18 protein-coding genes, 2 tRNA genes and 2 pseudogenes are annotated in these 24,420 nt (G+C 45.3%); 10 read left to right on the top strand and 12 right to left on the bottom strand.

Translation table 11 applies throughout. From position 1 onward, the window contains the following. Nucleotides 1-201 precede the first annotated feature (201 nt). Nucleotides 202-1,035 (bottom strand): M90 family metallopeptidase, encoded by an 834-nt coding sequence (locus ACH19P_RS10900; protein WP_462158576.1) that lies wholly within the window; start codon nt 1,033-1,035, stop codon nt 202-204. 87 nt (nt 1,036-1,122) lie between these two features. Here ACH19P_RS10900 and ACH19P_RS10905 point away from each other — a divergent pair, with 87 nt between their 5' ends. Further along, nucleotides 1,123-3,480, top strand: a complete 2,358-nt coding sequence (locus ACH19P_RS10905) for a DEAD/DEAH box helicase (protein ID WP_462158577.1) — start codon at nt 1,123-1,125, stop codon at nt 3,478-3,480. Nucleotides 3,481-3,494: 14 nt separating this feature from the next. Here ACH19P_RS10905 and ACH19P_RS10910 read toward each other — a convergent pair whose 3' ends face one another. From ACH19P_RS10910 to ACH19P_RS10935, 6 genes are all read right to left on the bottom strand, one after another. Then, nucleotides 3,495-5,810 (bottom strand): ligand-binding sensor domain-containing protein, encoded by a 2,316-nt coding sequence (locus ACH19P_RS10910; RefSeq protein WP_462158578.1) that lies wholly within the window; start codon nt 5,808-5,810, stop codon nt 3,495-3,497. A 54-nt stretch (nt 5,811-5,864) separates the two neighbouring features. Then, the gene (locus ACH19P_RS10915) at nt 5,865-6,416 is read right to left on the bottom strand and encodes a ligand-binding sensor domain-containing protein (protein ID WP_462158579.1); all 552 of its coding nucleotides are present in this window, start codon (nt 6,414-6,416) and stop codon (nt 5,865-5,867) included. Nucleotides 6,417-6,535: 119 nt separating this feature from the next. Beyond that, nucleotides 6,536-7,195 (bottom strand): CatA-like O-acetyltransferase, encoded by a 660-nt coding sequence (locus ACH19P_RS10920; RefSeq protein WP_462158580.1) that lies wholly within the window; start codon nt 7,193-7,195, stop codon nt 6,536-6,538. 117 nt (nt 7,196-7,312) lie between these two features. Next, on the bottom strand, nt 7,313-8,353 hold the full coding sequence (locus tag ACH19P_RS10925; protein WP_462158581.1) for a Leu/Phe/Val dehydrogenase: 1,041 nt from the start codon (nt 8,351-8,353) through the stop codon (nt 7,313-7,315). Nucleotides 8,354-8,721: 368 nt separating this feature from the next. After that, nucleotides 8,722-10,779, bottom strand: coding sequence for a S9 family peptidase (locus tag ACH19P_RS10930; RefSeq protein ID WP_462158582.1), 2,058 nt, complete (start codon nt 10,777-10,779; stop codon nt 8,722-8,724). A 54-nt stretch (nt 10,780-10,833) separates the two neighbouring features. Then, nucleotides 10,834-12,360: a fumarate hydratase gene (locus ACH19P_RS10935; RefSeq protein WP_347389157.1), complete on the bottom strand. Its 1,527-nt coding sequence runs from the start codon at nt 12,358-12,360 to the stop codon at nt 10,834-10,836. Between the two features lie 158 nt (nt 12,361-12,518). Between ACH19P_RS10935 and pabB the strand changes: the two are divergent. The 3 genes and pseudogenes from pabB to ACH19P_RS10950 all read left to right on the top strand — a co-directional run bounded on the left by pabB (nt 12,519) and on the right by ACH19P_RS10950 (nt 15,921). Beyond that, nucleotides 12,519-13,870, top strand: a pseudogene (gene pabB / locus ACH19P_RS10940) (aminodeoxychorismate synthase component I). A 10-nt stretch (nt 13,871-13,880) separates the two neighbouring features. Further along, nucleotides 13,881-14,459 (top strand): NUDIX hydrolase, encoded by a 579-nt coding sequence (locus ACH19P_RS10945; protein ID WP_462158583.1) that lies wholly within the window; start codon nt 13,881-13,883, stop codon nt 14,457-14,459. A gap of 84 nt (nt 14,460-14,543) precedes the next feature. After that, nucleotides 14,544-15,921, top strand: a pseudogene (locus ACH19P_RS10950) (L-serine ammonia-lyase). Between the two features lie 72 nt (nt 15,922-15,993). Here ACH19P_RS10950 and cysB read toward each other — a convergent pair. Then, on the bottom strand, nt 15,994-16,971 hold the full coding sequence (gene cysB / locus ACH19P_RS10955) for an HTH-type transcriptional regulator CysB (RefSeq protein WP_462158584.1): 978 nt from the start codon (nt 16,969-16,971) through the stop codon (nt 15,994-15,996). A gap of 355 nt (nt 16,972-17,326) precedes the next feature. Between cysB and ACH19P_RS10960 the strand changes: the two genes are divergently transcribed. After that, nucleotides 17,327-18,091: a hypothetical protein gene (locus ACH19P_RS10960; protein WP_462158585.1), complete on the top strand. Its 765-nt coding sequence runs from the start codon at nt 17,327-17,329 to the stop codon at nt 18,089-18,091. Nucleotides 18,092-18,436: 345 nt separating this feature from the next. On the opposite strand, the gene ACH19P_RS10965 is transcribed toward ACH19P_RS10960, so the two are convergent. Further along, nucleotides 18,437-19,729: an NCS2 family permease gene (locus ACH19P_RS10965; RefSeq protein WP_462158586.1), complete on the bottom strand. Its 1,293-nt coding sequence runs from the start codon at nt 19,727-19,729 to the stop codon at nt 18,437-18,439. A gap of 230 nt (nt 19,730-19,959) precedes the next feature. Between ACH19P_RS10965 and ACH19P_RS10970 the strand changes: the two genes are divergently transcribed. Both ACH19P_RS10970 and ACH19P_RS10975 read left to right on the top strand, forming a co-directional pair. Further along, complete coding sequence (locus tag ACH19P_RS10970) at nt 19,960-20,397, top strand: SulA-like leucine-rich domain-containing protein (protein WP_462158587.1); 438 nt, start codon at nt 19,960-19,962, stop codon at nt 20,395-20,397. Between the two features lie 44 nt (nt 20,398-20,441). After that, on the top strand, nt 20,442-20,900 hold the full coding sequence (locus tag ACH19P_RS10975) for a YchJ family protein (protein WP_462158588.1): 459 nt from the start codon (nt 20,442-20,444) through the stop codon (nt 20,898-20,900). Nucleotides 20,901-21,006: 106 nt separating this feature from the next. Here ACH19P_RS10975 and ACH19P_RS10980 read toward each other — a convergent pair whose 3' ends face one another. Continuing rightward, complete coding sequence (locus tag ACH19P_RS10980) at nt 21,007-21,777, bottom strand: hypothetical protein (protein ID WP_462158589.1); 771 nt, start codon at nt 21,775-21,777, stop codon at nt 21,007-21,009. A gap of 81 nt (nt 21,778-21,858) precedes the next feature. After that, nucleotides 21,859-22,368, bottom strand: coding sequence for a VC2046/SO_2500 family protein (locus ACH19P_RS10985; RefSeq protein ID WP_462158590.1), 510 nt, complete (start codon nt 22,366-22,368; stop codon nt 21,859-21,861). A 112-nt stretch (nt 22,369-22,480) separates the two neighbouring features. Between ACH19P_RS10985 and ACH19P_RS10990 the strand changes: the two genes are divergently transcribed. Together ACH19P_RS10990 and ACH19P_RS10995 are read left to right on the top strand one after the other, a co-directional pair. Beyond that, nucleotides 22,481-22,565 (top strand) — tRNA-Tyr (locus ACH19P_RS10990). 37 nt (nt 22,566-22,602) lie between these two features. Beyond that, a tRNA-Tyr gene (locus ACH19P_RS10995) sits at nt 22,603-22,687 on the top strand. A 25-nt stretch (nt 22,688-22,712) separates the two neighbouring features. On the opposite strand, the gene ACH19P_RS11000 is transcribed toward ACH19P_RS10995, so the two are convergent. After that, a complete protein-coding gene (locus ACH19P_RS11000) occupies nt 22,713-23,411 on the bottom strand; it encodes a M48 family metallopeptidase (RefSeq protein ID WP_462158591.1) in 699 nt (232 codons plus the stop codon). A 185-nt stretch (nt 23,412-23,596) separates the two neighbouring features. Between ACH19P_RS11000 and ACH19P_RS11005 the strand changes: the two genes are divergently transcribed. Then, entirely contained in the window at nt 23,597-24,418 is an 822-nt protein-coding gene (locus ACH19P_RS11005; protein ID WP_462158592.1) for an MHYT domain-containing protein, read from the top strand. Nucleotides 24,419-24,420: the final 2 nt, after the last annotated feature.

A 24,420-nucleotide genomic window follows, 5' to 3' on the forward strand; every position in this document is an offset into this window, starting at 1 on the left:
TGATTAGGTTTAGTTATTATCATTGCCTACTAAAGCAAAAACCATGGCAAAGGGGAAGCAACATGGGCTTAATGGAAGAATTTGAGGGATAAAAAGCGCTTAAAACAATGCGTATTTCGAATTTGGCCATTGAGTTTTTCTTACAGCCATTTGAAACCCGAGCTTGAATCCTTCTTTTAGCCTACGCCTACCAAAATTCTCTTAGAAATCGCGCTGCCAGTCGCTTGGGTCGAATTGATAATAATCTTTTAAAATATTAAACAGCTCGGCATCGAATTGGCGCATTTGGTGCGGCTTTTCAATGAAGGTTTCGGTTGCTACAGCAAAGAACTCTGCCTCATTGGTCGCTCCATAGCTGTGCATAACATGGGGCATATTGTAGGCCACGTGGCTTTTAAGCTTATTGAATGCACGAGTGAACACCTCAGCCCAACGTGCGTATGCCCCTTTATTTGGCAACTCAGGCGTGCCGTTTGTCTGCCCGGTCACTTGGTCTAATTGATGGGCGAACTCATGAAATACCAGATTATGACCATCGCCTGGCAAGCGATTACCTTCAAGCACATCATGCCAACTTAGCACCAATGTCCCTCCGGGCCATGATTCCCCTTCTCGTACCACTTGGTGGTAACTCACCAAGCCAGCTACATCTCGCTGTGTTACGTTGGCGTAATAGGCACTTGGGTACAACAGTACCTCTTTGACATTAGGGTACAGTGGCCAGGGTTTGTTGAGCATGAGTAAACACGCATCTGCAGCAACTACGAGTTTCATCGCGTCATTGACCTGCAAACCATCGCGCCCTAAAAAACGCTTCTCTCCCATAAACCAGCAAATATGCTTTTCTAATTTGGCTCTGTCGGCGTCTGTCATTGCCTTGTATATCGGCATGACTCTGAGCAGTAGCTGTTTTTGTGGCTCACTGAGTTCAGCTTCTTTATATTTTCGCTGCCAACTCGTTAAACGCAGGCTGTCTTGTCGCCAATACACCACAACAAAAGCAACTAGCAGAACGATAAGTATCGCGTTGATCATTTCTTAATTCCTTGACTTCTCTGTTACTTAATATGACCCTTGGCGCGGTATTTCAATCTCAGTGTTCCAATATTCGATAAAAAAACAATGACTACGCTGCCAATTAACGCTATAGAAAATGAGTTTTTACAGACGATTTCAAATCACAATGTCATCGTCCATGCGCCAACAGGTAGCGGAAAATCAACGTGTTTACCTGTATGGGCAGCGCGCTCTGGTCGTGTACTTGTGGTGCAGCCAAGGCGGATTGCAGCGACCTCTTTAGCTCACTATCTAGCACAAAAGAGTGGGCAAAAATTAGGGCAAGAGATAGGTTATGCGATTCGATTTGAAGCACAATTTAGTGAGGACACTCGCATTGTTTTCGCTACTCCCGGAGTAGTTTTACGTTGGTTCTTTGAGAGCCAATTAAAGGACTACGATGTGGTGATGCTTGATGAATTTCATGAGCGCCGCTGGGATACGGATTTATTACTGGCGCTGTTGAAACATTATGGTCGCCACCGCTTAGTGGTGACTTCTGCAACACTTGAAAGCGATTCGATTGCCAATTACATAGATGCAACCACCCTGCACAGCGACGGTCGCATGTTCGCCATCCGCAGCACGTTTTTGTCCGATGAACCTCAGGCTATGCCTTCACGTTATGATCTTGCACCTAGGGTCTATGAAGCTTGTAATTATGCCCTTGAGCACAGTCATAATGACATCTTAGTGTTCTTGCCTGGTCGCGCTGAAATCAATGAATGTATGAGCCTTTGTCGTACATTACCAGTGCAATGTATTGGCTTGCATGGCTCAAGCCCAATGCACGAGCAACAACAGGCACTGCACCAATGTGATGAGCGCCGCATCATCTTTGCCACGAATGTAGCCCAGACATCCCTAACTGTGCCTGGAATTGAATGCGTGATTGATTCGGGATTAGAGCGGCGCACACACTTACGTAAAGGCAAAACTGTGCTGGGTCTCGATGCCATCGCCAAAGACTCACAACAACAACGTAAAGGCCGTTGTGGACGCACAGCGCCTGGGTTGTATATTGGCCTGTTTGGAGAAAACGCCCCTTTACTGGCTCGCACGCCAGTGGAAGTAGAGCGAGAAGCGCTTGATGAATTGGTGCTCGCCAGCGCGTGCGCCAATATCAAGGTTGATGAACTGAACTTACTGACTCCATTGCCTCCAAGCAGCTTGGAAAAGGCACTCACTCACCTAAACGCCATCGGTGCGATAGATGACAAACACATCGCCACGGAGCTTGGTCGTCGAATTTATCCGCTGCCAGTGGATGCTAATTTAGGCTATTTGATTGAGGCCATGCCCACCTCAACATTGCGCCAAGCCATGATTGACATTGCCAGCGTAATTGCCACGCCCGCTCAACTTTACGCTAGCCCTACCAAAGATAATCTCCTGCAATTGGCAAACGCGTTAGGTGAGCAAGTTATTAGCAGTGACATCGCCTTATCTATCGCTGCTGTGCGTGGACAAGGTCATGAGTTCTTAGCGATTGATACGGTGGCATTGGATGAGGCTGGCACTTACAGTAATTACTTACGTATCCACTACCAGTTACCCGAAATCGCCAAAAGCGCACGTTTTGATTACACCGCATTAATAAGCGCCATCGCCAAATCCCAGCCTGAGTGTATATTTGTGCGCAGAAATAACCGCCGGGGCGGATTAGGAAACGGCGCGGGAGAGATTCGCCCAGCTAAAAACTCGCTGTTGCCCGAGAGCACCCAAGCGGCGCTAGTGCTCGATTCATTCTCATTGGCGGGGAAAGGTAAAAAGCATGCAGACACCTTAGCCACCTTATGCGCTCCTATCAGCCTGAACACTGTGTTGCACTGTGTAGCAACGGAAAATGAATTGGTAGGTTGTTACCTAGCAGCGAGTGAGCAGTCCCACAGCCCTCAGATTTGGGCACAACTTTGTAAATCCTACGCAGGCGTTGTGCTTGAAACCATAGATTGCCTTGCTCCAGCTGAGTTATTGATAGACTGCGTGGTGAAACTTATTATCGAAAATCAGTTGTTTATAGGTGTTGGCGAGCAACTTGCGCACGATATTGCATATCATCAACTTTATTTGCGCTACCACGCTATTGAGAAAGATGTTCCAAGCATTGAGCAACACCTTCATGAACGCCTCCACGAATTAGGAGTGCAAGACCAAGATGACCTCGCGTTACTCGAAGCCAGTGATTTAAGCTACAAGGGCATTGATGAATGGGAAGCTAAAGAGTTCATAGAGCGCTACCCACTGCAGGTAACCCTCCCTGGGGTGACGCTAAATATTGAGTATTTGTTTAAAGCAAAACGCGTTGTTGCCCATTACGCCAGTGGCGAACGTAAAGACCCGCCAAAACGGTGGGAATTACCCACGTGGAGTGGTTTACAAATACGCTTTAAGAAAGCCAGTAAGGTCGTTGATATTCGTTAGCAGTCGCTGACGAGTTACTCGATACTCGCGATATTGACGCAGCAATCACGCTCAAAGCCAACGACCCTATTGCGGCCATGCTCTTTAGCGAGATAGAGAGCCTTATCCACATTTGACAGCAAGCGGTCATAATTGGCTGCGCTGTGGTTATCGGCGACACCAATACTGACCGATACATGTAAATCTTCTGCAATGTGCTGATACTCGTGGGCAAACACTCGATCACAGATTGTGTGGGCTTGCACTAATGCGGACTGTTCGTCGGTGTGCGGTAAGAGTATCGTGAACTCCTCACCGCCCCAACGGGCAAATAAGGCTTCCTCAGTTAGACACGTACGAACCACTTCCACCACTTCAACGATCACCCTATCTCCAATCATGTGCGAGTATCTGTCGTTAATTTGTTTAAAATGGTCAATATCGATAATAAGCAGACTCAACGGCAGTTGCTTCTGAGCAGCTACATCAAAATGCTCAATGAGCCAACTATCGAAAGCGCGGCGGTTGGCAATGGCGGTCAGTTGATCATGCGTAGCTTGGTGCTCAAACGCTTGCGCCTGCTCTGCGAGCACTTTCGTTTGCTCTTTAACACGTTGCTTTAACTGTGCTTCACTGCGTTTTAGATGATAAAAACGCAACCGATAAATCAAAATGAGCGACAAAACAAATACCGCAGTAATCGCCAATTTAAACGGGACTGTTTGCCACACTTTTGGCGCGACTTTAAAATTTAAGGTCGTTCCCGCCTCTTGCCACTGCCCATATGGATAACGTGCCCGCACTTGAAATTGATATTTACCTGGCGCGAGGTTGGTGTATTCGGTGATGGACAAATTGCCACGCTCCACCCAATTGCGATCATAGCCTTGTAACTTGGTTTGATACTCAACTCGCTCAGTCATGACAAACCCTAACCCAGCGTATGTAATCGACAATCGATTCACATCAGAAGGGATCAGCATGTCACCCTCATCAATAAGTGTTTGCGATTCATTATCATACTGAATAGATTCAATACTTACTGGCAAAGCGACATTGGCCATTCGTGTCAACTTTTGCGGGTCTACGACGGCAGCTCCACGTGCTGTTGCAACCCAAATACTGTTATCGGTATGGCGAAGTGCGGGATACTGCGACCCACCATTAGCCTGAGAGCTCAGCATTCCGTCCCCTTGATCGAACACAGTCAATACCAACGCAACACTGCTGTCGGACAAGCTCGCTTCTAAATCATCTCTGCTAATGCGAATCACACCTCTGTTACTGCTGAGCCAGAAGTGGTCAAACTCATCTATCACGACTGCAAATAACTTATCTACAGGTAATCCCTGCTCCTTACCCACTTTGGTCATTTTGGAAGTGGCGAGGTCATAATGAAGCAAACCTCGGTCCGTTGCCATCCAAACAACACCCTCTTCCATCGCAAAGCCAAATGCATATTCGGAGTCTAAGTGCTCAGAAATTGGTATTGTGGTGACTTGATTATTATCAATGACCGCGACACCCACCCCCGTGCCTACCCACACTCTTCCAAGATTATCCTGCGCAAGAGACATGATAAAATTACCCGGTAACCCTTCTTTGTCAGTGTAAGTGACAAGTGCATCATGCTTATTTTTATGGACCAAACCCGCTGCTGTACCAATCCAGACCGAACCATCGTCTTGTTCTAACACTGCGCGTACTTCGTTACTCGACAAACCGTTATCGCGGTTATATAAATCTGAGAATTGCTGACCATCAAAGTAGAGTAAGCCGTCCGTGTAGGTGCCGACATACATGCCGCCACGTTTCGCACTGGTCAAGCTCAACACTGAGATAGGTGCTCCTTCTTGCTGGTCCAACGGCGTCGCAATATCGCCATTATATCGGTTGAGGCCATTGCTCGTGCCGATATACAACGAACCGTCTGTGTGGCTCAACAAGGAGCGTACATAATCACCCGACAGCCCTCTGGCCTGACTAAGTGTTGTAAAGGGAGCCTGGCGTAAGCGGAACAAGCCAGCATTCGTACCAATCCAAATACTGCGTTCGTTGTCTTCTAACAAAGACAAAATTCGGTTACTGGGAAGTCCGACGTTGGCATCGAGTTTTTCTAATCCAAACTGGCTTAATCTAAACAAGCCATGATTAATCGTGCCAAGCCAGATATCCCCGCGATAATCCACAAGAATTGAAGACACAGACTCAAACTTCAAGCCTTCGTGAAGTAAGGAAAACTCACCATTGTCATAGCGCCAAATTCCTTGCTCAGTAGCGACTAAAAGTCGGTTTTCACTGTCTTTTGCCAGCTTAAACACCATGCCTGATATAGCCGCAGGCACTTGCATAAGTTTAGATACTTTACCTTCATTGTATCTGTAGAGGCCTTGGCTACTGGCGATTCACACTCCCTCTTGGTGCTCGAGAATGTGATAGGTACTTACACCTTCTAGGTATTTGTGCTCAGCGCCTGCAAAACGACGAACCACACCACCATCTTCAAGTGCTAACCACAAAGCGCCATCACTCACGCGTTTAGCAAAATTGACCATACTGTCAGCCAAAGGCATTGCTTGCCACTGCGTGCCCTTAGCGATACTGACCCCACCGCGAGAGCCTGCTACATATAGGTCATGGTTAAGCGCATCAAGGCTCAGGCTGCGGATGCCCGAATCAGGCAAACCCGTTTGAGGTCCTCGGGTGAAAAGCTTAAATTCTCGGCCATTGAAACGTGCAGCACCTTCCCAGGTCCCCACCCAGATGTAACCGTCTTTTGTTTGTGCGAGGGCATTGATACTGTTATGAGGCAACCCATCTCGGGTGTCCCAAGTTTCAGCAAAGTAGTGATTTAATGGAATATTTTGAAGTGACGTATTTTGAGCTGCTTGCGCGCAAAACGCGAATAAGAAACATATCAATGCAAAGGGATAATAGGCACACTGCACTTTGCTCACCCACAACTCAATTAATTTAAAACTTAACGATATATGAACATACACTTTACACGGTCGGTGAACAATTACAATTGATTACGCCCAATCGCGACATTTTCGCCGCTAAAGGGCTGTATTTGTTAGTCTTTCAGGTACTTTTTAGGATTCAAGAACTTGTTTTGCAGTATCTGAATGAAGCGCGCACTGTGCAAACCATCCATCAACGCATGATGAACATCCAAGGCTAATGGCATCGTCCTCGATTTTCTATTGTACTGGCCAAATACCAATTTCGGGATGCCATTCGATGCGCCTGTATGAGTTGCATGAGAAAAGGCACTAAAATTAAGCCAAGGCAGAACGGAGACGTGAATTAAGTCACATTGGCCTTCAGTGCAGGCAAACGCTTCACTAAATAATGGCTTATTTAATGACTCGGCGCTTTGCAATCGGTGATGCGCTGTGTACGTTGCAAAACTGTCCGCTGAGTTTAGATAGCTAAAACGGAATGTTTCATCTTCAGCAAGTTGCACCACACTCACTCTGGGATTGGCACAATGAACAGCTTCACCGTTATGTATACGCAATCCCATTGGCTGGTATTCAATCGCACTGATGTGTGCCAAATACAGATAAGCTAAAAAGAAAGACACATTGTTCGCACGGCAATACTCATACAGAGGCCACGCCTGCAAACTCACACAAACATTGAAATAAGGTTGATGAAAATCTTTGAAAAATTGGAAATGTTGCTGACGTTCCCAAGCAGATAAATCGACGGGTGTATATGCTGTTGTCATCTATGAAAAACACATAAAAAAGGCATGCTTGGAGCATGCCTTATTCATTACATCGACGCAATAATTTAAGCTACCGTTTAACTAAAACGGCTCTTATTACGCCAATTTTTGCAGAGATTATAGACCGTTTGCGATGATCTCTTCTGCTAGTTCATTAGCCACAACGTGCGTGCCTACTTGCTCAGCGTCAGAACGTTGGAAAATCTCGATAAGTGTATCGTAGATACCTTCAACGTGCTTAGTTGCTTCTTCTGCACTGTAACCTTCTGGCTTAGTTTCGTAATAAACGTTGATGATACCACCTGCGTTAATTACGTAGTCTGGTGCGTAAAGCACACCTTTTTCACGCAGGATCTCACCATGACGTGACTCAGCGAGCTGGTTGTTCGCACAACCAGCAATGATGCCTGCTTTAATGCGAGGGATGGTGTTGTCATTCACAGTGGCACCCAGTGCGCACGGTGCGTACACGTCTACGTCTAGGTCATAGATTTCATCGATGCCAACCGCAGTTGCATTGAAGTCGTTCACTACGCGTGAGGCTGATGCTTCGTTGATGTCTGTAACGAATAGCTCAGCACCAGCATTGTGAAGATGCTTACATAGGTCATAAGCTACTGCGCCAAGGCCTTGTACTGACACTTTAACGCCTTCAAGGTTCTGGTGACGATGCTTGTGTTGGAATGCCGCTTTAATACCTAAGAAAGTACCTAGCGCAGTAAATGGTGATGGGTTACCACTTTTGCCTTCAAGGCCCATTACGTAGTTGGTTTCTTTGTGCATGATCATTACATCACCTGTGGTGATGTTTACGTCTTCAGCCGAATAGTAGCTGCCACCTAGGCGCTCTAATTGCTTACCAAACGCACGGAAAAGCGCTTCTGACTTAATTTCTTTAGCATCACCAATGATAACTGACTTGCCGCCACCAAATGGTAAACGCGCAACAGCATTTTTATATGTCATGCCTTTAGATAAACGCAGTACATCTGTGATTGCGTCTTCGTCACTTGCGTAGTTCCACATACGGCAACCACCTACCGCAGGACCTAATTTTGTGCTGTGAACTGCGATAATAGCCTTTAGGCCTGATTCTTTATCGCTACAAAAAACCACTTGCTCGTGGTTATCAAAATCAACTTGATTAAAAACAGCCACTTTTATTCTCCGAACTTATATACCCTGACACCGGGTGCGCTGAAATTGCCGAGGACTCTATCACTAAGTTGTCAGTCATGCCACTTAATCAGATGATAAAGTCTCGATGCATTCACAAACTAAATATATATTCCAAACAATAAAGATTATTTGGTTTTTTTATCTACATAATGGGAAAAATATACAATTACAAACCATTTAAATCTACCTCTTGGATAACATTACTAAACGACCAGGTGACGTTTACGTTAACGGTAGCTTCTATGTAAATATTTTAATACGGGATAGAGAAATGTCGAATGCGTGATGTAACGGGCGCTCGCACTGCAGTGCACGAGCGTCCGATTAACTGGTCTGAGTAGTAAATATTACTGTTTGGTGTACTTGTCCATCCACGCAAACACTTGCTCATACCAATGTTTTAGGTTGTCTGAGTTGCGGATCCAGTGATTTTCATCTGGGTAAACAACCAGACGTGAATCAATCCCTTTGCGTTGCAACGTAGTAAAGGCACCTAAACTTTGCGCGTACGGTACGCGATAGTCTTTTAGGCCTTGGGTAACAAGCATCGGTGTTTGCCAGTTCTCGACAAAGTCAGAAGGATTAAACTTGGTGTAATCCGCATCTTTTGCCCAGAAAGGCCCGCCCATTTCGTGCTCGGCAAACCACAGCTCTTCGGTGCTTTGGTGGAAACTTGGCATATCAAACAAACCAGCGTGGTTCACTAAACACTTAAAGCCAGTTGGCCAATTGCCTGCAATCCAGTTCATCATGTAGCCACCATAAGATGCGCCCAACGCACAGCCATTTTCAGTATCTAACCACTTATAACTGCGCTTGACATGTGCTAACCCTTTTTGCAGGTCTTGTAATGGCTTACCACCCCAATCACGAGAGATTGAATTTGTGAATTCCTGTCCGTATCCCACTGAGCCGTGGAAGTCTATCATCACCACGCCATAACCCTGCGCAGCCCAAAGCTGCGCATTCCAGCGGCTGTGAAACATGTTACCGAATGAACCTTGCGGGCCACCGTGCACTAAAAATGCCAATGGGTATTTCTTTTTCGGATCAAATTGTGCTGGTTTTACAAGGTAACCGTATACCGTTTCATCGTTCGCACCGGCAAAGTTGAATTGTTCAACATCGCCAAATTCCAAAGATGTTAAATTGTCGCTGTTTACAGCAGTAAGTTGTGTTAACCCTGCACCATCACGATTCATGCGATACAAGTCTTTAGGGGAATTTAACGCATGGCGAGAAAAAACAATTTGTTGACCAACGACATGTACATCACTCACATAGCCATCAGAGAATAATGAACGCACATCACCAAACGCGGTGCTGATTTCAAACAAACTCGTTTGCCCTAGGTCTTTCGCTGTGGCATAAATTGCACGGCCACCTGCGCCGAATGTGAAGCTTCCGACGCTGCGATCCCATTGCTGTGCCAATGATTTAGTTTCACCTGTGCGCAAATCAAGTAGTTGCAGTGTGAACTTGTCAGACTCGAAGCCCGGCTTAGACATGGCTTTATACGCAAGGTAACGGCCATCGTCAGAGAACTGCGGGCTGGAATCCCACGCGGTATTATCAGCAGTTAGATTGCGTGCATCGCCACCATTGATAGAGACTTCGAATAAATCAAAGTTTGTGCTCCACGCATTGTCTTTTGCTTTTACTTTGGCACTGAACACCACTTTTTGGCCATCAGGACTAATCGCCACTTCTTCCATTCCTGAGAACGGTTTGGCTGGCACATCGGTCTGCCAATTAGACGTAATGTCTTTAGCATCCGTAACTAGCTCATCAGTGATGGTCGCGCTAAATAAATGACGGACTTTTTCGTCATTCCAATGATCCCAATGGCGCACCATGAGATCGTCATACACTTGTGCGTTGTATTTAACAGCTTGTTGCTCTTTATCTTTTTCAACATTGCAGGCAAGCGATTCACAACCTGGATAGACATCGAAACTCACTACCAACGACGCGTTATCAGCGCTCAAACGGTAGCCTTCAATATCCAGTGGGAAATCGGTTACTGGTCTTGCTTCACCACCCGCGAGCGGCAAATACCACAATTGCTGTGAGCCGGAGCGAGAAGATAAAAAGTACACGCCCTTATTATCAGCGGCGAATGTGACGTCTGATTCAGTTTTTTTATCGAAAGTGAGGCGTGTCGCTGCGCTTTGGCTTTGCGAGGACGCAAATTCATTTGTCTGTGCGCTTAACGCTTGCACATATAAATCGCTACCTAAAGGTGTCTTTAAACCATACACCAATGTGCGACCATCACTTGAAACAGCAACACTGTGCACTTTATTGAGGTTATTAAGTTTATCAACGCTCAGTACCTCAGCTTGTGATGCGAATGCCGCACTCAAACCCGCTACCAAGGTCGCTATAGAAGTTTTTGTTATCATTTTTCACTCCATAAAAAAGAGCGCAGATGCGCTCTTCTTTTTAACAGATAGGCCTTATTTTAACGCGCTATCCAGCTCTTCGATTTTTGCTTTCCAGATTGCAGGACCTTGTGTATGCGCGTTTGCGCCTTCACTGTCTACTGCAACTGTGACTGGCATGTCTTCTACTTCAAATTCGTAAATAGCTTCCATACCCAAATCTTCAAACGCGACAACGCGCGCTTTCTTAATTGCTTTCGCAACCAAGTAAGCTGCGCCACCAACAGCCATCAAGTAAACCGCTTTGTTCTCTTTGATTGACTCAACGGTTGCTGGGCCACGTTCTGCTTTACCGATCATGCCGATAAGACCTGTTTTCTCTAACATTAGGTCAGTGAACTTATCCATACGTGTAGATGTTGTTGGGCCAGCTGGACCTACAACTTCATCGCCAACAGCATCGACTGGGCCCACGTAATAGATGAATTTATTCGTGAAATCAACGCCTTCTGGCATGCCTTCACCGCTTTCAATCATACCTTGAAGACGTTTGTGCGCAGCATCACGGCCAGTCAAAATCTTGCCGCTTAGCAGTACTGTTTCACCCATCTTCCACTCTTTAATGTCTTCTTTGGTCAAAGTATCAAGGTTCACGCGGCGTGTATCGGCACCCACTTCCCAAGTTACTTCTGGCCAATCTTCCAGCTTTGGAGCTTTCAAATCAGCAGGGCCTGAACCATCTAGAGTGAAGTGTACGTGGCGTGTTGCCGCGCAGTTCGGGATCATCACTACAGGCTTCGACGCAGCATGCGTCGGCGCAGTTTTAACTTTAATATCAACAACCGTAGTTAAACCGCCTAGACCTTGAGCACCAATACCCGTTTTGTTGGCACGCTCGAAGATTTCTAAACGTAGTTTTTCTTCTGTGGTTTGCGCCCCACGCTCCATTAGCTCATGGATATCAACTGGGTCCATCAATGATTCTTTTGCCAGTACCGCTGCTTTTTCAGCCGTTCCGCCAATGCCTATGCCGAGCATGCCTGGTGGACACCAACCAGCACCCATAGTTGGTAGTGTTTTCTCAACCCATTCAGCCACATCGTCTGATGGATTCAGCATGACCATTTTCGTTTTGTTTTCAGAGCCGCCGCCCTTCGCTGCGATCATCACTTCAACTTCATTGCCAGCAACCATGTCGATATGCACAACGGATGGCGTGTTGTCTTTAGTGTTCTTACGTGAACCTGCTGGGTCAGCAACAATTGATGCACGAAGTGGGTTATCTGGGTTTAGGTAAGCACGGCGAGTACCTTCATCAACCATTTGTTGCACGGTCATGTCGGTTTTATCCCATTTAACATCCATACCAATTTTCACGAAACAAGTAACAATACCTGTGTCTTGGCACAGTGGACGCTTACCTTCAGCAGACATGCGCGAGTTAATTAGGATTTGTGCAATCGCGTCTTTGGCCGCTTTGTTTTGCTCTTTGTTGTACGCTTTTTCTAGCGCCTGAACAAAATCCAATGGGTGATAAAACGAGATATACTGCAACGCATCGGCAATGCTGTCGATGAAGTCTTGCTGGCGAATAGTGCTCATAGTTCTTCCTTCATACTTTGGCGCAATACGCTATTTTTAACAAAAGCGATTGCAACCAATCGGTGACGTGCGCACGGTGAGAGAGTGCGACTTCTGAAAAAGTGTAACTTATGATAACCTCCCTGCCCGTTTCGGGCTAGTTCTTCGAGTTGAAGATAATGACAAATTCGCAATTGCACTGCATCAAGGTGCCATTACAGGCACAACCCTGTGATGTATTTACTCATTTTCACCATTTAGCTGGGGCGATTTTCCTCGATTCGGCAAGCGATGAGCACGTCAATAGTCGCTTTGATATCATTGCTATCAATCCGCAAAAATGGCTGAGTGTAAAAGATGCACAGGTCACCATAGATGAGCAACCTATTCAGGGCGATGTGTTTACACTGATGCAAGATCAACTGGCAACCCTGTGCAATGACAAAGCGCCTCATGACCTGCCATTTAGCGGCGGTTGGCTAGGTTACTTTGGTTATGACCTAGGCAGAATTCTCGAGCGCATGCCAGAACTTGCCCAAAATGACATTGACCTTGCGCAAATGCAGGTCGGCTTATACATTGATGCACTCATTTTTGATAAAGCGCACAACCAATGGTTTTATGTCGCCCAACCTGATGTCGATGCTGATACAGGGTTAGCCCAATACCTATCATTGATTGCGCAGCAGCCTGCAGCTGAGCACTTTGCGCTGACATCCACTTGGCAATCTAATATGAGCTATGAATTTTACGCACAGCAATTTGCGAAAATTCAAGACTATCTACGCAGCGGCGATTGCTACCAAATTAACCTTGCTCAGCGTTTCAGTGCCCAGTATCAAGGCTGTGAATGGCAAGCCTACCAGCGATTACGTGCCCACAACCGTGCACCTTTTTCTGCCTTTATTCGCCTACGCGATGGCGCTATTTTATCTATCTCCCAGAGCGCTTTATCGAAGTTAAAAATAATCAGGTCGAAAGCAAACCGATTAAAGGCACGTTACCGCGAAGCGCAGATGCGCAAAAAGATGCGGCATTAGCACAACAACTGGCAAACTCACCGAAAGACCGCGCCGAGAACGTCATGATTGTGGATTTACTGCGTAATGACTTAGGCAAGGTGGCAAAGCCTGGCAGCGTGCATGTTCCTTCTCTGTTTGCCATTGAAAGTTTTCCTGCAGTGCATCACCTAGTAAGCACAGTGCGCTCAGAACTGGCGGAAGGTAAAACGGCCATTGACCAACTTCATGCTGCATTCCCAGGTGGTTCAATTACTGGTGCGCCGAAAATTCGCGCAATGGAAATTATTGAAGAACTAGAGCCGCATCGTCGCAGTGTTTACTGTGGCTCAATTGGCTACTTAAGTGCCTGCGGTGATATGGATACCAGTATTACTATTCGAACTTTGGTCGCGCATAATAATACGCTTTATTGTTGGGCCGGTGGCGGCATTGTCGCAGACTCAAACGTTGAACTTGAATACCAAGAAACGTACCATAAAGTGAATAAAATATTGCCGACATTAGAGTGAGTTAATTGCGGTGGAAAATTTAAACTGTGCGCAGATCATCAGCCGCTACATGCTAACTTCGCCAGTTTGCGACGGAACTAAACGCCACCCCAAACGCCGCAGCGCAGTGATGATGATCATCAGCGATTCGCCTTCTGGCGCGCAAGTACTCCTGTGTAAACGCGCCAGTCACTTGCGTCATCATCCCAGCCAATTGTGCTTTCCCGGTGGTAAGCAAGAGCGCGAAGACCCAACCTTAATGCATACGGCTTTGCGCGAATTGCACGAGGAATTGAATATCCCTGCCAAACACATTGAGGTTATTGGCCATCTGCCGGAAATTAGTACGTTGGGCGACATCGTCATCACCCCATATCTCGCTCATCTAAAGCCGAACACACGCTGGCAAATTGACCAAAATGAGGTCGACGAAGCATTTTTTATCCCCTTCGCCACGCTGTGCCAAAAAGCAAACTGGCAGACATTAGCCATCGAGCGGGCAAACACAACACTGCACTTTGAAGTGTTACAGACCAAGCATGGTCTACTTTGGGGCGCAACGGAGCGCATCATCAGCCAATTCATTACACAGCTTGGTCTGAGCAGTTAAAAATCTGCAAGCTGGGATTACATCTATAATTATTTAACGTTATCATGGCCGACCGTTCAAAAGGTTATGTGAGTTATATCTACTATGATCAGTGCATTTGACATGTTCAGTATTGGCATTGGTCCATCGTCTTCACACACAGTGGGTCCAATGCGTGCTTCGCGACTTTTCGTTCAAGCGCTAGAAGAACAAAATAAGCTTAATGATGTTACCGAAGTGAAAGTTGAACTGTTTGGCTCTTTGGGGCAAACAGGTGTTGGTCACGGCTCGGGCAAGGCCGTTATTTTAGGATTAGCGGGTTACGACCCAGAAACGGTTGACGCTGATGCGGTGCCAGACATCCTTGAAAAAATTGAGCAAGAACAAGTAATTTACCTTGATCAAAAGCATCAGGTTAAATTCCCAAAGCAAGGTGCGATTGTTTTCCATCGTCGTAAGACCTTGCCAAAGCATTCCAACGCGATGGAACTCATTGCGTTTAATGGCAAAGACATTATTGCGTCGCAAGTCTACTACTCTATCGGTGGCGGTTTTATTGTTACCGACCAAGACTTTGACAACGAAAAACAAGCTGCGCTTGATATTCGTGAGCAAAACCCTGCACCTTACCCATTTGATAGCGCTCAAGAGCTTCTTGAATTGTGCAAAGAGTCAGGCTTGAGCGTGTCGAGCTTGATGATGGCCAATGAAAAAACATTACGCTCTGAACAAACCATTCGCGATGAGCTATTCCACATTTGGGAAGTAATGAAAGCCTGCACGGAGCGCGGTATGCGCACTGAAGGAATACTCCCTGGCGGCTTAAAGGTACGTCGTCGAGCGCCAAGCTTGTATTTGAAGCTCAATGTTGAAAACAACAATGATCCACTTCGTGCAATGGATTGGGTCGACTTATTCGCCCTAGCTGTTAACGAAGAGAATGCCGCTGGCGGGCGCGTTGTAACAGCACCCACCAATGGTGCCGCAGGTATTCTTCCTGCGGTATTGATGTATTACCACACCTTTATCAAAGAAGTGGATAGAGAAATTGCCACACGTTACCTACTAACCGCCGCTGCAATCGGTATTCTATACAAAAAGAATGCATCAATTTCTGGTGCTGAAGTAGGTTGCCAAGGTGAGGTCGGTGTTGCCTGTTCTATGGCTGCGGGCGCGTTAACCGAGAATCATGGGGGGCAATGCCACGCATGTTGAAAACGCGGCTGAGATTGGCATGGAGCACAATTTAGGTCTTACATGTGACCCGGTGGGTGGCCTAGTACAAGTACCCTGTATTGAACGCAATGCCATGGGTGCGGTAAAAGCCATCAACGCATCGCGACTAGCTATGCGTGGTAGTGGTGATCAAAAAGTATCGCTGGATAAGGTGATCAAGACCATGTGGGACACTGGTAATGATATGAAAACCAAATACAAAGAGACAGCACGTGGCGGTCTTGCGGTAAATATCATCGAGTGTTAATTCACCATTTGTAGATAAGCAAAAAGGCGACCGCAGGTCGCCTTTTTTAATCTTTATTGAAATTGCTACTGATTAACGCACAGGCAAATCGATGTCTGCAAACATGGCATCCACATCGTCTTGGTTACGCAGCAAGCAGGCTTTTTCGACGCGGTCTTTCGTTAAGTGTGGTGCAAAACGTTCAATGAAATCATACATATAACCACGCAAGAAAGTCCCCTTTCTAAAGCCTATCTTGGTGGTACTGGCTTCAAATAAATGGCTCGCATCAATGACGACTAAATCTTTATCGCTAATTTGGTCAATCGCCATCGAGGCCACAACGCCTACGCCTAAACCTAGTCGCACATAGGTTTTAATCACATCCGCATCGGTTGCAGTAAAGACAATGTGCGGCTCATGACCGTGTGCATTAAAGGCTTTATCAAGCTCTGAACGGCCAGTAAAACCAAACACATAAGTGATTAGGGGATACTGAGCGATGTCAGCAATGGTGAGGTTGTCCGCTTTTTTCGCCAATGGGTGGTCTTTTGCAACCACTATACTGCGATTCCAATGGTAGCAGGGTAACATCACTAAATCGGAATATAAGTGCAATGCTTCGGTGGCAATAGCAAAGTCTGCATCACCGCGTGCTGCTGCATCTGAAATCTGTTGGGGTGTTCCTTGATGCATGTGCAAAGACACGGCTGGGTATTTACTCATAAAACCTTGAATCACTTCAGGTAAAGCGTAACGCGCTTGAGTATGTGTGGTGGCGATGTTGAGCTTACCTTGATCCGGTAACGTGTGTTCATTTGCTACTGCTTTGATCCCTTCAACCTTTGACAAGATTTCACGTGCGATATTAATGATGTCATTGCCAGCACTAGTTACATGGGTAAGGTGTTTGCCGCTTCGCCCGAATATTTGCACACCGAGCTCGTCTTCAAGCATTCTAACTTGTTTCGAAATCCCCGGTTGAGAGGTATAAAGACTCTCAGCGGTTGCTGACACATTAAGGTTATGGTTCAACACCTCAACGATGTACTTTAGCTGCTGTAATTTCATGGTATTAAACTTTCTTTATTATTGTACTTGATACGGCATGCTCTGAAGTATAGCGCTCCAAAGCGCTTGCGAAGGCCTTTTTCGTGAAAACAAGCTCGCACGGCATAAGTCGGAAGATGAATACTAATAGCTTACAAATCAACACCTAGATCACCCCAACCAGTGCAGTTGGTTAGGCTAGCATATTTAATTAGCGCTCGGTACTGTTGATTTATGTCCAAGGCTCAAATCCTCTCCTATACTCTTATTTTATTTAATGTTATTTCATGAATTTGTCGCTAATTACTACCTTCGCTGTGGTTCTTTATGTAACATGGCTGTTAGCGGTTAAAATTATTAGTAAGAGAATCAGTGCATGATAGTTTCTATCATAATCCTGTTGATTGTTGCGCTTATCGTTATTGCGGTATGGGTAAGTGCTGTGCAGCAACATAAAGAAAAACAAGAAGCTCAGCGCCGTCAAGAGCTCCAAAAACAAAAGAAAATTATTGAAGACACTGAAGAAGCGCTCGTGAACAGCGTTAACATTCCGCTCTCTAACAACATTTTGACTATTTTGTACCGTCGCATCTACGATGCCTTAGTTACTATGGTTGAATTGTCTCCCCAATCCAAAGAACTCAAATCTCGTTTAAATGATGCCAAACAGAGATTAACGAATGGTATTGATGAAAACGTGAATGCCGGTGAGAACTTTGTGCTACCTGAGCACGACAAACAACTTATCGCCCTCATTCAAGGCATTAAAAAGTTGAGAAATATCCTTCGTTCCGAACACAGCAAAGGAAAGTTGGATACCCCTGTATTCATGCAAGAAGACAAAATATTTGAGCATTTGCAGCTGAGAATAAATATCGAAAGCCTCATTAAGCGAGGTTCTTCAGCACGCCACGCTAACATGATAGGTTCTGCACGACAGTATTTTGAAAAGGCGTATGCCACCATTTGTGGCCTGAGTTACAGTGATGAGTACGTTGTGATGAAAAAGCAACAACTCGAACAGCTACTCAATGAAATCAGCGTTGAGCTCAAAGCATCCAATGCAAGTACGCGTAAACTCAAAGAAGAACAGGAAAAAGACGACTTAGACGTGTTATTCGCACCTAAGAAAAAGTGGTGAATCAGTTTCTTTTTAATCTATATACCGGCTGAAACCACTTTGCCCCTACTATTCTCTCGAATGCCTGTTTGTTCAAAATGCAGGTTGGGATAGCGCATCAGCAAATACTAAAATAGCCTGCGACAACACCGTAATTTACGCACTCGGGCTTGAACCCCGCATATAGACAGTTGATGAGCTACGCCAGTTGCTTACAGAGCCACTCAAACACGCACTTATACGCAGCAAAGACGGTATATTTTGCAGAGAAAACACAGCCAATACCATCTAATGCTTGGATGTTCTGACTCGTTATAAAAATTACTTAAGCATAAAAAAGCCGCTTCAACAGCGGCTTTTAGGTATTTATGATAAGAAGATAAACTTCAATACGAAGAGTATGCTCAGAATCCACACACTAATACTTACTTCATTGGCTCTGTTACATACTACCTTCACAGCAGTGTAGGCAATAAACCCAAGCGCAATTCCGTGCGCGATTGAGAACGTCAACGGAGTCATCAGTAATACAACGGCCACTGGGATTGCATCAGTCATGTCGTCCCAATCGACTAACTTCAAATTTTGTAGCATCAAAATAGACACATACAAAATCGCACCCGCTGTTGCATAAGCTGGCACCATAGCCGCAAGGGGAGCAAAAAACATCATCAATAAAAAACACATGCCAACCACAACAGCGGTCAAACCTGTACGACCACCAACCGATACACCTGCAACTGATTCAATGTACGAGGTTGTAGTCGAAGTTCCGAGCACGGAACCTGCGATAGTTGCAGTGCTGTCCGCACTGAGTGCACGGCCAAGTCGTGGCATGCGGCCTTGTTCATCCGCTAGCCCTGCTTTTTGAGTTACTGCAACTAAAGTGCCTGAGGTATCAAACAAGTCTACAAATAGAAACGCAAAGACCACGCTAAGCATCGACAACTCAAGCGCGGCTGCAAAATCAAGCTGCATAAAAGTCGGTGCAATCGATGGCGGCGCCGACACAATACCTTGATACTCAACCAAACCCAACGCGAGAGCCAAACAGGTAACCAGCAGGATACTGATTAATACGCCACTTTTAATATCGCGATATAACAACCCAGCAATAATAAAGAAGCTAAGAATTGCAAGCGCTGGTCCCGCACTGGTGATGTCACCAAGCTGTACAAGCGTTGCGGGGCTAGCCACAACAATACCAGCATTTTTCAATGCAATTAACGCCAAGAATGCGCCAATGCCAGTCGCAATTGCACGCTTGAGTACAAGTGGAATAGCATTGATGATCCACTCACGTACTTTGAACAAACTTAGTACTAAGAAGATACTACCTGACATAAACACCGCTCCGAGGGCGGATTGCCACGTATAACCCATTCCTAACACCACACCATAAGTGAAAAAGGCGTTGAGCCCCATTCCTGGCGCGAGTGCTAATGGATAGTTAGCCCAAAATCCCATAATAAAACAACCGATGGCTGCCGCAACACAAGTTGCAACAAAAGCAGCACCTTGATCCATCCCCGCTTCCGCCAACATTGCCGGGTTAACAAAAACAATGTACACCATGGTAATGAAGGTCGTTAAACCTGCAATCACCTCACGCTTTACCGAGCTTCCGTGCGCCTTAATTTTAAAAACACTCTCTAGCATAAGTCTTTTTTCGAGCTAACAAACAAGCGCGCAATACTAGCACACATGCGGACAATTGACCGCCTTTAATAACTAATTGAAGCAATTTTATCGCACCTATTTATTGGGTATTAAGCCAATGATTAAAAAAGCTTCAAAAAAAGCTTGCACACAACAACTGTATAAACTACTGTATACACATACTGTATAAAACACTGTATATCGTTCACATTACCCACAGCGAGGCAAATATGTTACATACAGCAGCTATTCGACACGTTAAAAGCTATAAGCAAGATAACCCTGCATCAATCAACATTGTGCAAACAGAGGATGAAATTTCAGCTTCTTTTGAACTATTAAAAATTGTGCACCGTTACAATAAAAGTAATGGTTGGACTTTGCTCATTGCCCCTGACCACATCCCGAGTCGTGATTTATTGGATTCGTGCTCAATCGATACGAACAAGCTACTGGTAATCCGTAGGAAGCATATCGTTGATGTAGAATATGTTCTTAATTGCGCCCTGCAAAATGGCCGCTATTGTGCAATTGTTACTTGGACAGACATTGTAAACCAACAGCAACTAGAGAAAATGCAACTAAACACGCATCAAGCAAAAGCACAGCTGTTTTGTTTCACATCAGATGACGAGCAAGCTCAATTAGCCGTGCCTCACGTAATGTAAGTTTGTTACACTATTAGCTGATGTATTTTTTCAGAAGAGCTGATATGTGTTTTTGTGGGTCGCCACACTCATTCGAACAATGTTGTGGCGTATATATTAAAGGTCAGCAAAGCGCACCTGACCCATTAGCATTAATGAAATCGAGATACAGTGCATTTTGCACACAAGAAATCGATTACTTATGTGCAACCTGTTCAAGCAAAGCGATCGTGAATAATGCAAAAGAAGATGTTGCTCAATTCGCGCAAGCTGCAAAATTTACCAACTTAGAAATTATCGAAAGTCAGTGTGAACTGACCCCAGCCGTCGTCGAATTCAAAGCACATTATCTCTATGACAACGCGTTATGCTGTATTCATGAACGTTCTACTTTTGTCAAAGAAGGCGGCACTTGGCGCTACGACGAAGGTGAATTGTTTTCTACCTCGGATGTAAAACTAAGCCGCAATGATGCGTGCCCATGCGGTAGCGGTAAGAAATTTAAAAAGTGCTGCGCAATATAAGATATAGCGCGCTCATCTTGGTAATTGCTGTATAAAAAACGTCAACCGACTCTAACTTTGGTTAACGTTAACGGACTGGTATTTCTTACCAGTCCTTTGTCATCCATTAAAACGTATAGCTGGCACTCATTAGCGGCCCATGCGTAATGGTGTCATAACTGAAATAGTTACTACTACCATTGTCGCCCGTATCATAGTCAACGTAGGTCGCCTTATATTGAAAAGACATATCCCAGTTCTCTGTGAGGTCATATACCACACCTAATTTCAAACTCGACGTCAATTTTGCAGATAAGCCAAAACCACCGACATCGGCTGCTGTATTGAAATGCCATTTTTGTGCGAATTCTTTGTTGTAACTAAAGCCCAATATAACGTCTACCCAATCTTCGTCTCTGTCTACAAGACTCGTTTGAGGTAACAAGGCCGTATCCAAATCAAATTGGTAGGTATTATCCCAACGACGCAACCCAACATAATTGACCCAGCTACCTGCAGATGGACTACTGTGCTTGTAGGCTAAACTGAGTTCCAATACACCTTGGCGAACACGGGCACTAAGAAACCCATCTTTTGGGATGTTAAAAGATCGCTTGAGATCCATGTATCCCCAATCTGTGACTACTCCCCAATTTGATTCGTGGAACGCTTCAAAACGCAGCATAAAAGCACTGTCTAAGTTATTCAAAATAGTATCGAAGTCTATTTCAAGTGGTGCCTCTAGTGTGCCAATAGATGAATCTCCATCAATCGCAGTGGCCATCAAGTAAGGTTCAACTTTGAATTGCCATTGGTCTGCATATGCATGCGCACAAGAAAACGCACTTGAAACTGCGAAAAAATAGAAAAAAGTAGAAGTGACTTTCTTAGGTAACATAATCATTCCTTGGTTCATCAGAGTCCTTGGTCGAGTATAGTCTGACAATAAAGGATGTGTTATTTGTTAGCCAAAATAACGCTATGCGATTGCACTGATCCCCTGGCGCTTTAGCTCATCTAGCTGGTCATAAAACGCAGCACCATCCATCTGAGGCTCATTGAGCGACATAGATTTATCTTGATATTTAGCTTGAACCCTAGGTTCGCAGTTATCGATTATCGGCAACGGAATGTGTTTTAAGTCATCACGAATAGCTAACGGTGTTGGCGCGAGGCAATCTTGCAGTCGTAATGAATCACGCAAGCCAATGGAAATGTACTCACATTGATTTTGCGTCAGTAAGATATTGAAATGTTCTGGGGCGCAAGGTCGAGCACGTGCAGCACCCAATTGTGCTCTTAGTTGCTCTTCTTCAACCGTTGAGGCTGGGGCTTGTGACGTGGGTAAATGAAATTGCGCAAAATCGAGCGCATCATGAGAGATCGAAGCAAGCAACCAAGCGAAATCGCCACGACGTTGTTCTTGCACACATTTATTTAGTTGAGTTCCTAATTGCTGCTCATTGCTGAGAATTGACTCAATTTGCATAAAGTTTGTTCGACCTGAATTATATATAACCAGTTATCGGCCGTTTTTAAATTTTCTTTAGTTTTTTTCTTTACTTGAATGCTCAGTTTGCTATTATCGCCGCCGTTGCTTAGGAGGGGTTCCCGAGCGGCCAAAGGGATCAGACTGTAAATCTGACGGCATTGCCTTCGCTGGTTCGAATCCAGCCCCCTCCACCACTATTCTTTAGTTCTAAGCAACCGACCACTTTTGTGTGGAGGGGTTCCCGAGCGGCCAAAGGGATCAGACTGTAAATCTGACGGCACTGCCTTCGCTGGTTCGAATCCAGCTCCCTCCACCACTTTTCTTTTCTTATCCGATTATTCCTATTCGAAGTTCAACTCCAATTTTTGACCATGTTGTTTAAGCCATAATTTTGCTTGGTTTGTGTGTTCGTATGTGTCATCCACCCATCGCCAAAATTCTTTACCATGATTCATATAGCGAATATGCGCGAGTTCGTGCACGATAACGTAATCTATGACCCACTTGGGCGCGCCCACTAAAAAAGTGTTAAAGCTCAATTCACGGCGTTGATTACAACTCCCCCACCTGCGTTTATAACTTCTAATTTTTACTGAACTGGCTTGAACTGCCATGACACTTTGCCAGTGCGCTAATCGCTCATTTATAAACGCGCGCAGAACGTCGCTCAGATGAGCCAACAGCAAGTCTTTTGCTTTGTTCTGTGCGTGATTCACGCGCTCAGCAATCACTAACTCAATGCCCATTGAGTTGCTTATCAATTGAGTACGTTTAGCCCGACTGACCTTAATATCCAGCCAATCTCCGAATAACATGATTTTGTTGTCGCTCAGCGGGTTGCTGGATTGTGCGCTGTAATCACTGTGTTTTTGTAATTGCACTTCAATCCATGTACGTTTGCTTTGCACAAAATCGTCAATAAATCGCTTGCACGCCCCTAAAGGTGCACGCACTGAAACACTTTCGCCCTTCACATGAATGGCGATAGTTCTGCGTTTTTTACTGAAAATCAGGGAATAATCGAGTGGCTGGCGTTCCAAAACTGCTCCAAACGAACCTTTATCAGGTACGATGTGTGTTTTACTGATGTGATGATACCATCGAATAGCATCGTGCCCCCAATGTAATATTTGGAGAGATAATGCTAATTCTTTAAAATCAATGCACTATACTTATAATCGTTTGGGCCATTGCCCAGTAGTTTCACGGGGTAATTAGCCGACTAATGCTTGCACAATTTTTTGTTTTCGACCCAGCTCCTGAGTTCCTAGTGAACGGCTCGTACAACTATGGACTGGTCGCTCTGTCAGTCGTCATCGCCATTTTTGCTTCATTCTTTGCTTTGCATTTGCGTGTATTCGCAGATACTAACCGCAATACTGCATCATATAAATACGCGCTTGTCTCGAGCTCTGCGGCTTTTTCCGGTGGGGTTTGGAGTATGCACTTCATTGGCATGCTGGCATTTACTCTCTGCGTTGAGGTGGATTACAACCTCACGATCACGTCCTTGTCTTTTATACCCGTTTTTTTAGCAACGTTAGTGGCATTTCACCTCATACGCGGCTTTAACGTTGAGACCAAAATTCAATTTATCAGTGCTTTGTTACTCGGCGCAGGAATTGGCTTGATGCACTACAGTGGCATGGAAGCAATGCGACTGGGGCCCAAATTAGCTTATGACCCTGTGTGGTTTGCATTGTCTATCGTTGTCGCTGTGTCCCTTGCGTGGATTTCACTAGCGATTCATATGAAGCTTCGCAGACCAAATGCGACCGCTGCGCAAAGTGTGTTGGCTTGTTTCGTCGGTGCGATTGTTATGGGATTAGCAGTATCCGGTATGCACTATACGGGCATGCATGCAGCTCGTTTTATTTCCCAAACGCCCTACTACTCAGAACAAGCAGACTTAGAACACATTGTTGATTTAGCGTTAGCAATCGCCATGGTCAGTGTCCTATTAATCTCAGTTATTGGTCTGTTGCACAGCTTGCTACGGTTTCGGATCCTGATTAAACAAACAAAAAATCAGCCAATCTCGTCTTGAAG

The sequence above is a fragment of the Pseudoalteromonas sp. GB56 genome (genome assembly GCF_054923835.1).

What these genes read in the sequence shown, in the direction of transcription:
- ACH19P_RS10920 (WP_462158580.1), bottom strand. Translation starts at nt 7,195, where the DNA reads ATGACAACAGCATATACACCCGTCGATTTATCTGCTTGGGAACGTCAG.
- ACH19P_RS10970 (WP_462158587.1), top strand. Translation starts at nt 19,960, where the DNA reads ATGTTACATACAGCAGCTATTCGACACGTTAAAAGCTATAAGCAAGAT.
- ACH19P_RS10900 (WP_462158576.1), bottom strand. Translation starts at nt 1,035, where the DNA reads ATGATCAACGCGATACTTATCGTTCTGCTAGTTGCTTTTGTTGTGGTG.
- ACH19P_RS10935 (WP_347389157.1), bottom strand. Translation starts at nt 12,360, where the DNA reads ATGAGCACTATTCGCCAGCAAGACTTCATCGACAGCATTGCCGATGCG.
- ACH19P_RS10910 (WP_462158578.1), bottom strand. Translation starts at nt 5,810, where the DNA reads ATGCAAGTGCCTGCGGCTATATCAGGCATGGTGTTTAAGCTGGCAAAA.
- ACH19P_RS11005 (WP_462158592.1), top strand. Translation starts at nt 23,597, where the DNA reads ATGCTTGCACAATTTTTTGTTTTCGACCCAGCTCCTGAGTTCCTAGTG.
- ACH19P_RS10985 (WP_462158590.1), bottom strand. Translation starts at nt 22,368, where the DNA reads ATGCAAATTGAGTCAATTCTCAGCAATGAGCAGCAATTAGGAACTCAA.
- ACH19P_RS10960 (WP_462158585.1), top strand. Translation starts at nt 17,327, where the DNA reads ATGATAGTTTCTATCATAATCCTGTTGATTGTTGCGCTTATCGTTATT.
- ACH19P_RS10905 (WP_462158577.1), top strand. Translation starts at nt 1,123, where the DNA reads ATGACTACGCTGCCAATTAACGCTATAGAAAATGAGTTTTTACAGACG.
- ACH19P_RS10930 (WP_462158582.1), bottom strand. Translation starts at nt 10,779, where the DNA reads ATGATAACAAAAACTTCTATAGCGACCTTGGTAGCGGGTTTGAGTGCG.
- ACH19P_RS10980 (WP_462158589.1), bottom strand. Translation starts at nt 21,777, where the DNA reads ATGTTACCTAAGAAAGTCACTTCTACTTTTTTCTATTTTTTCGCAGTT.
- ACH19P_RS10975 (WP_462158588.1), top strand. Translation starts at nt 20,442, where the DNA reads ATGTGTTTTTGTGGGTCGCCACACTCATTCGAACAATGTTGTGGCGTA.
- ACH19P_RS10965 (WP_462158586.1), bottom strand. Translation starts at nt 19,729, where the DNA reads ATGCTAGAGAGTGTTTTTAAAATTAAGGCGCACGGAAGCTCGGTAAAG.
- cysB (WP_462158584.1), bottom strand. Translation starts at nt 16,971, where the DNA reads ATGAAATTACAGCAGCTAAAGTACATCGTTGAGGTGTTGAACCATAAC.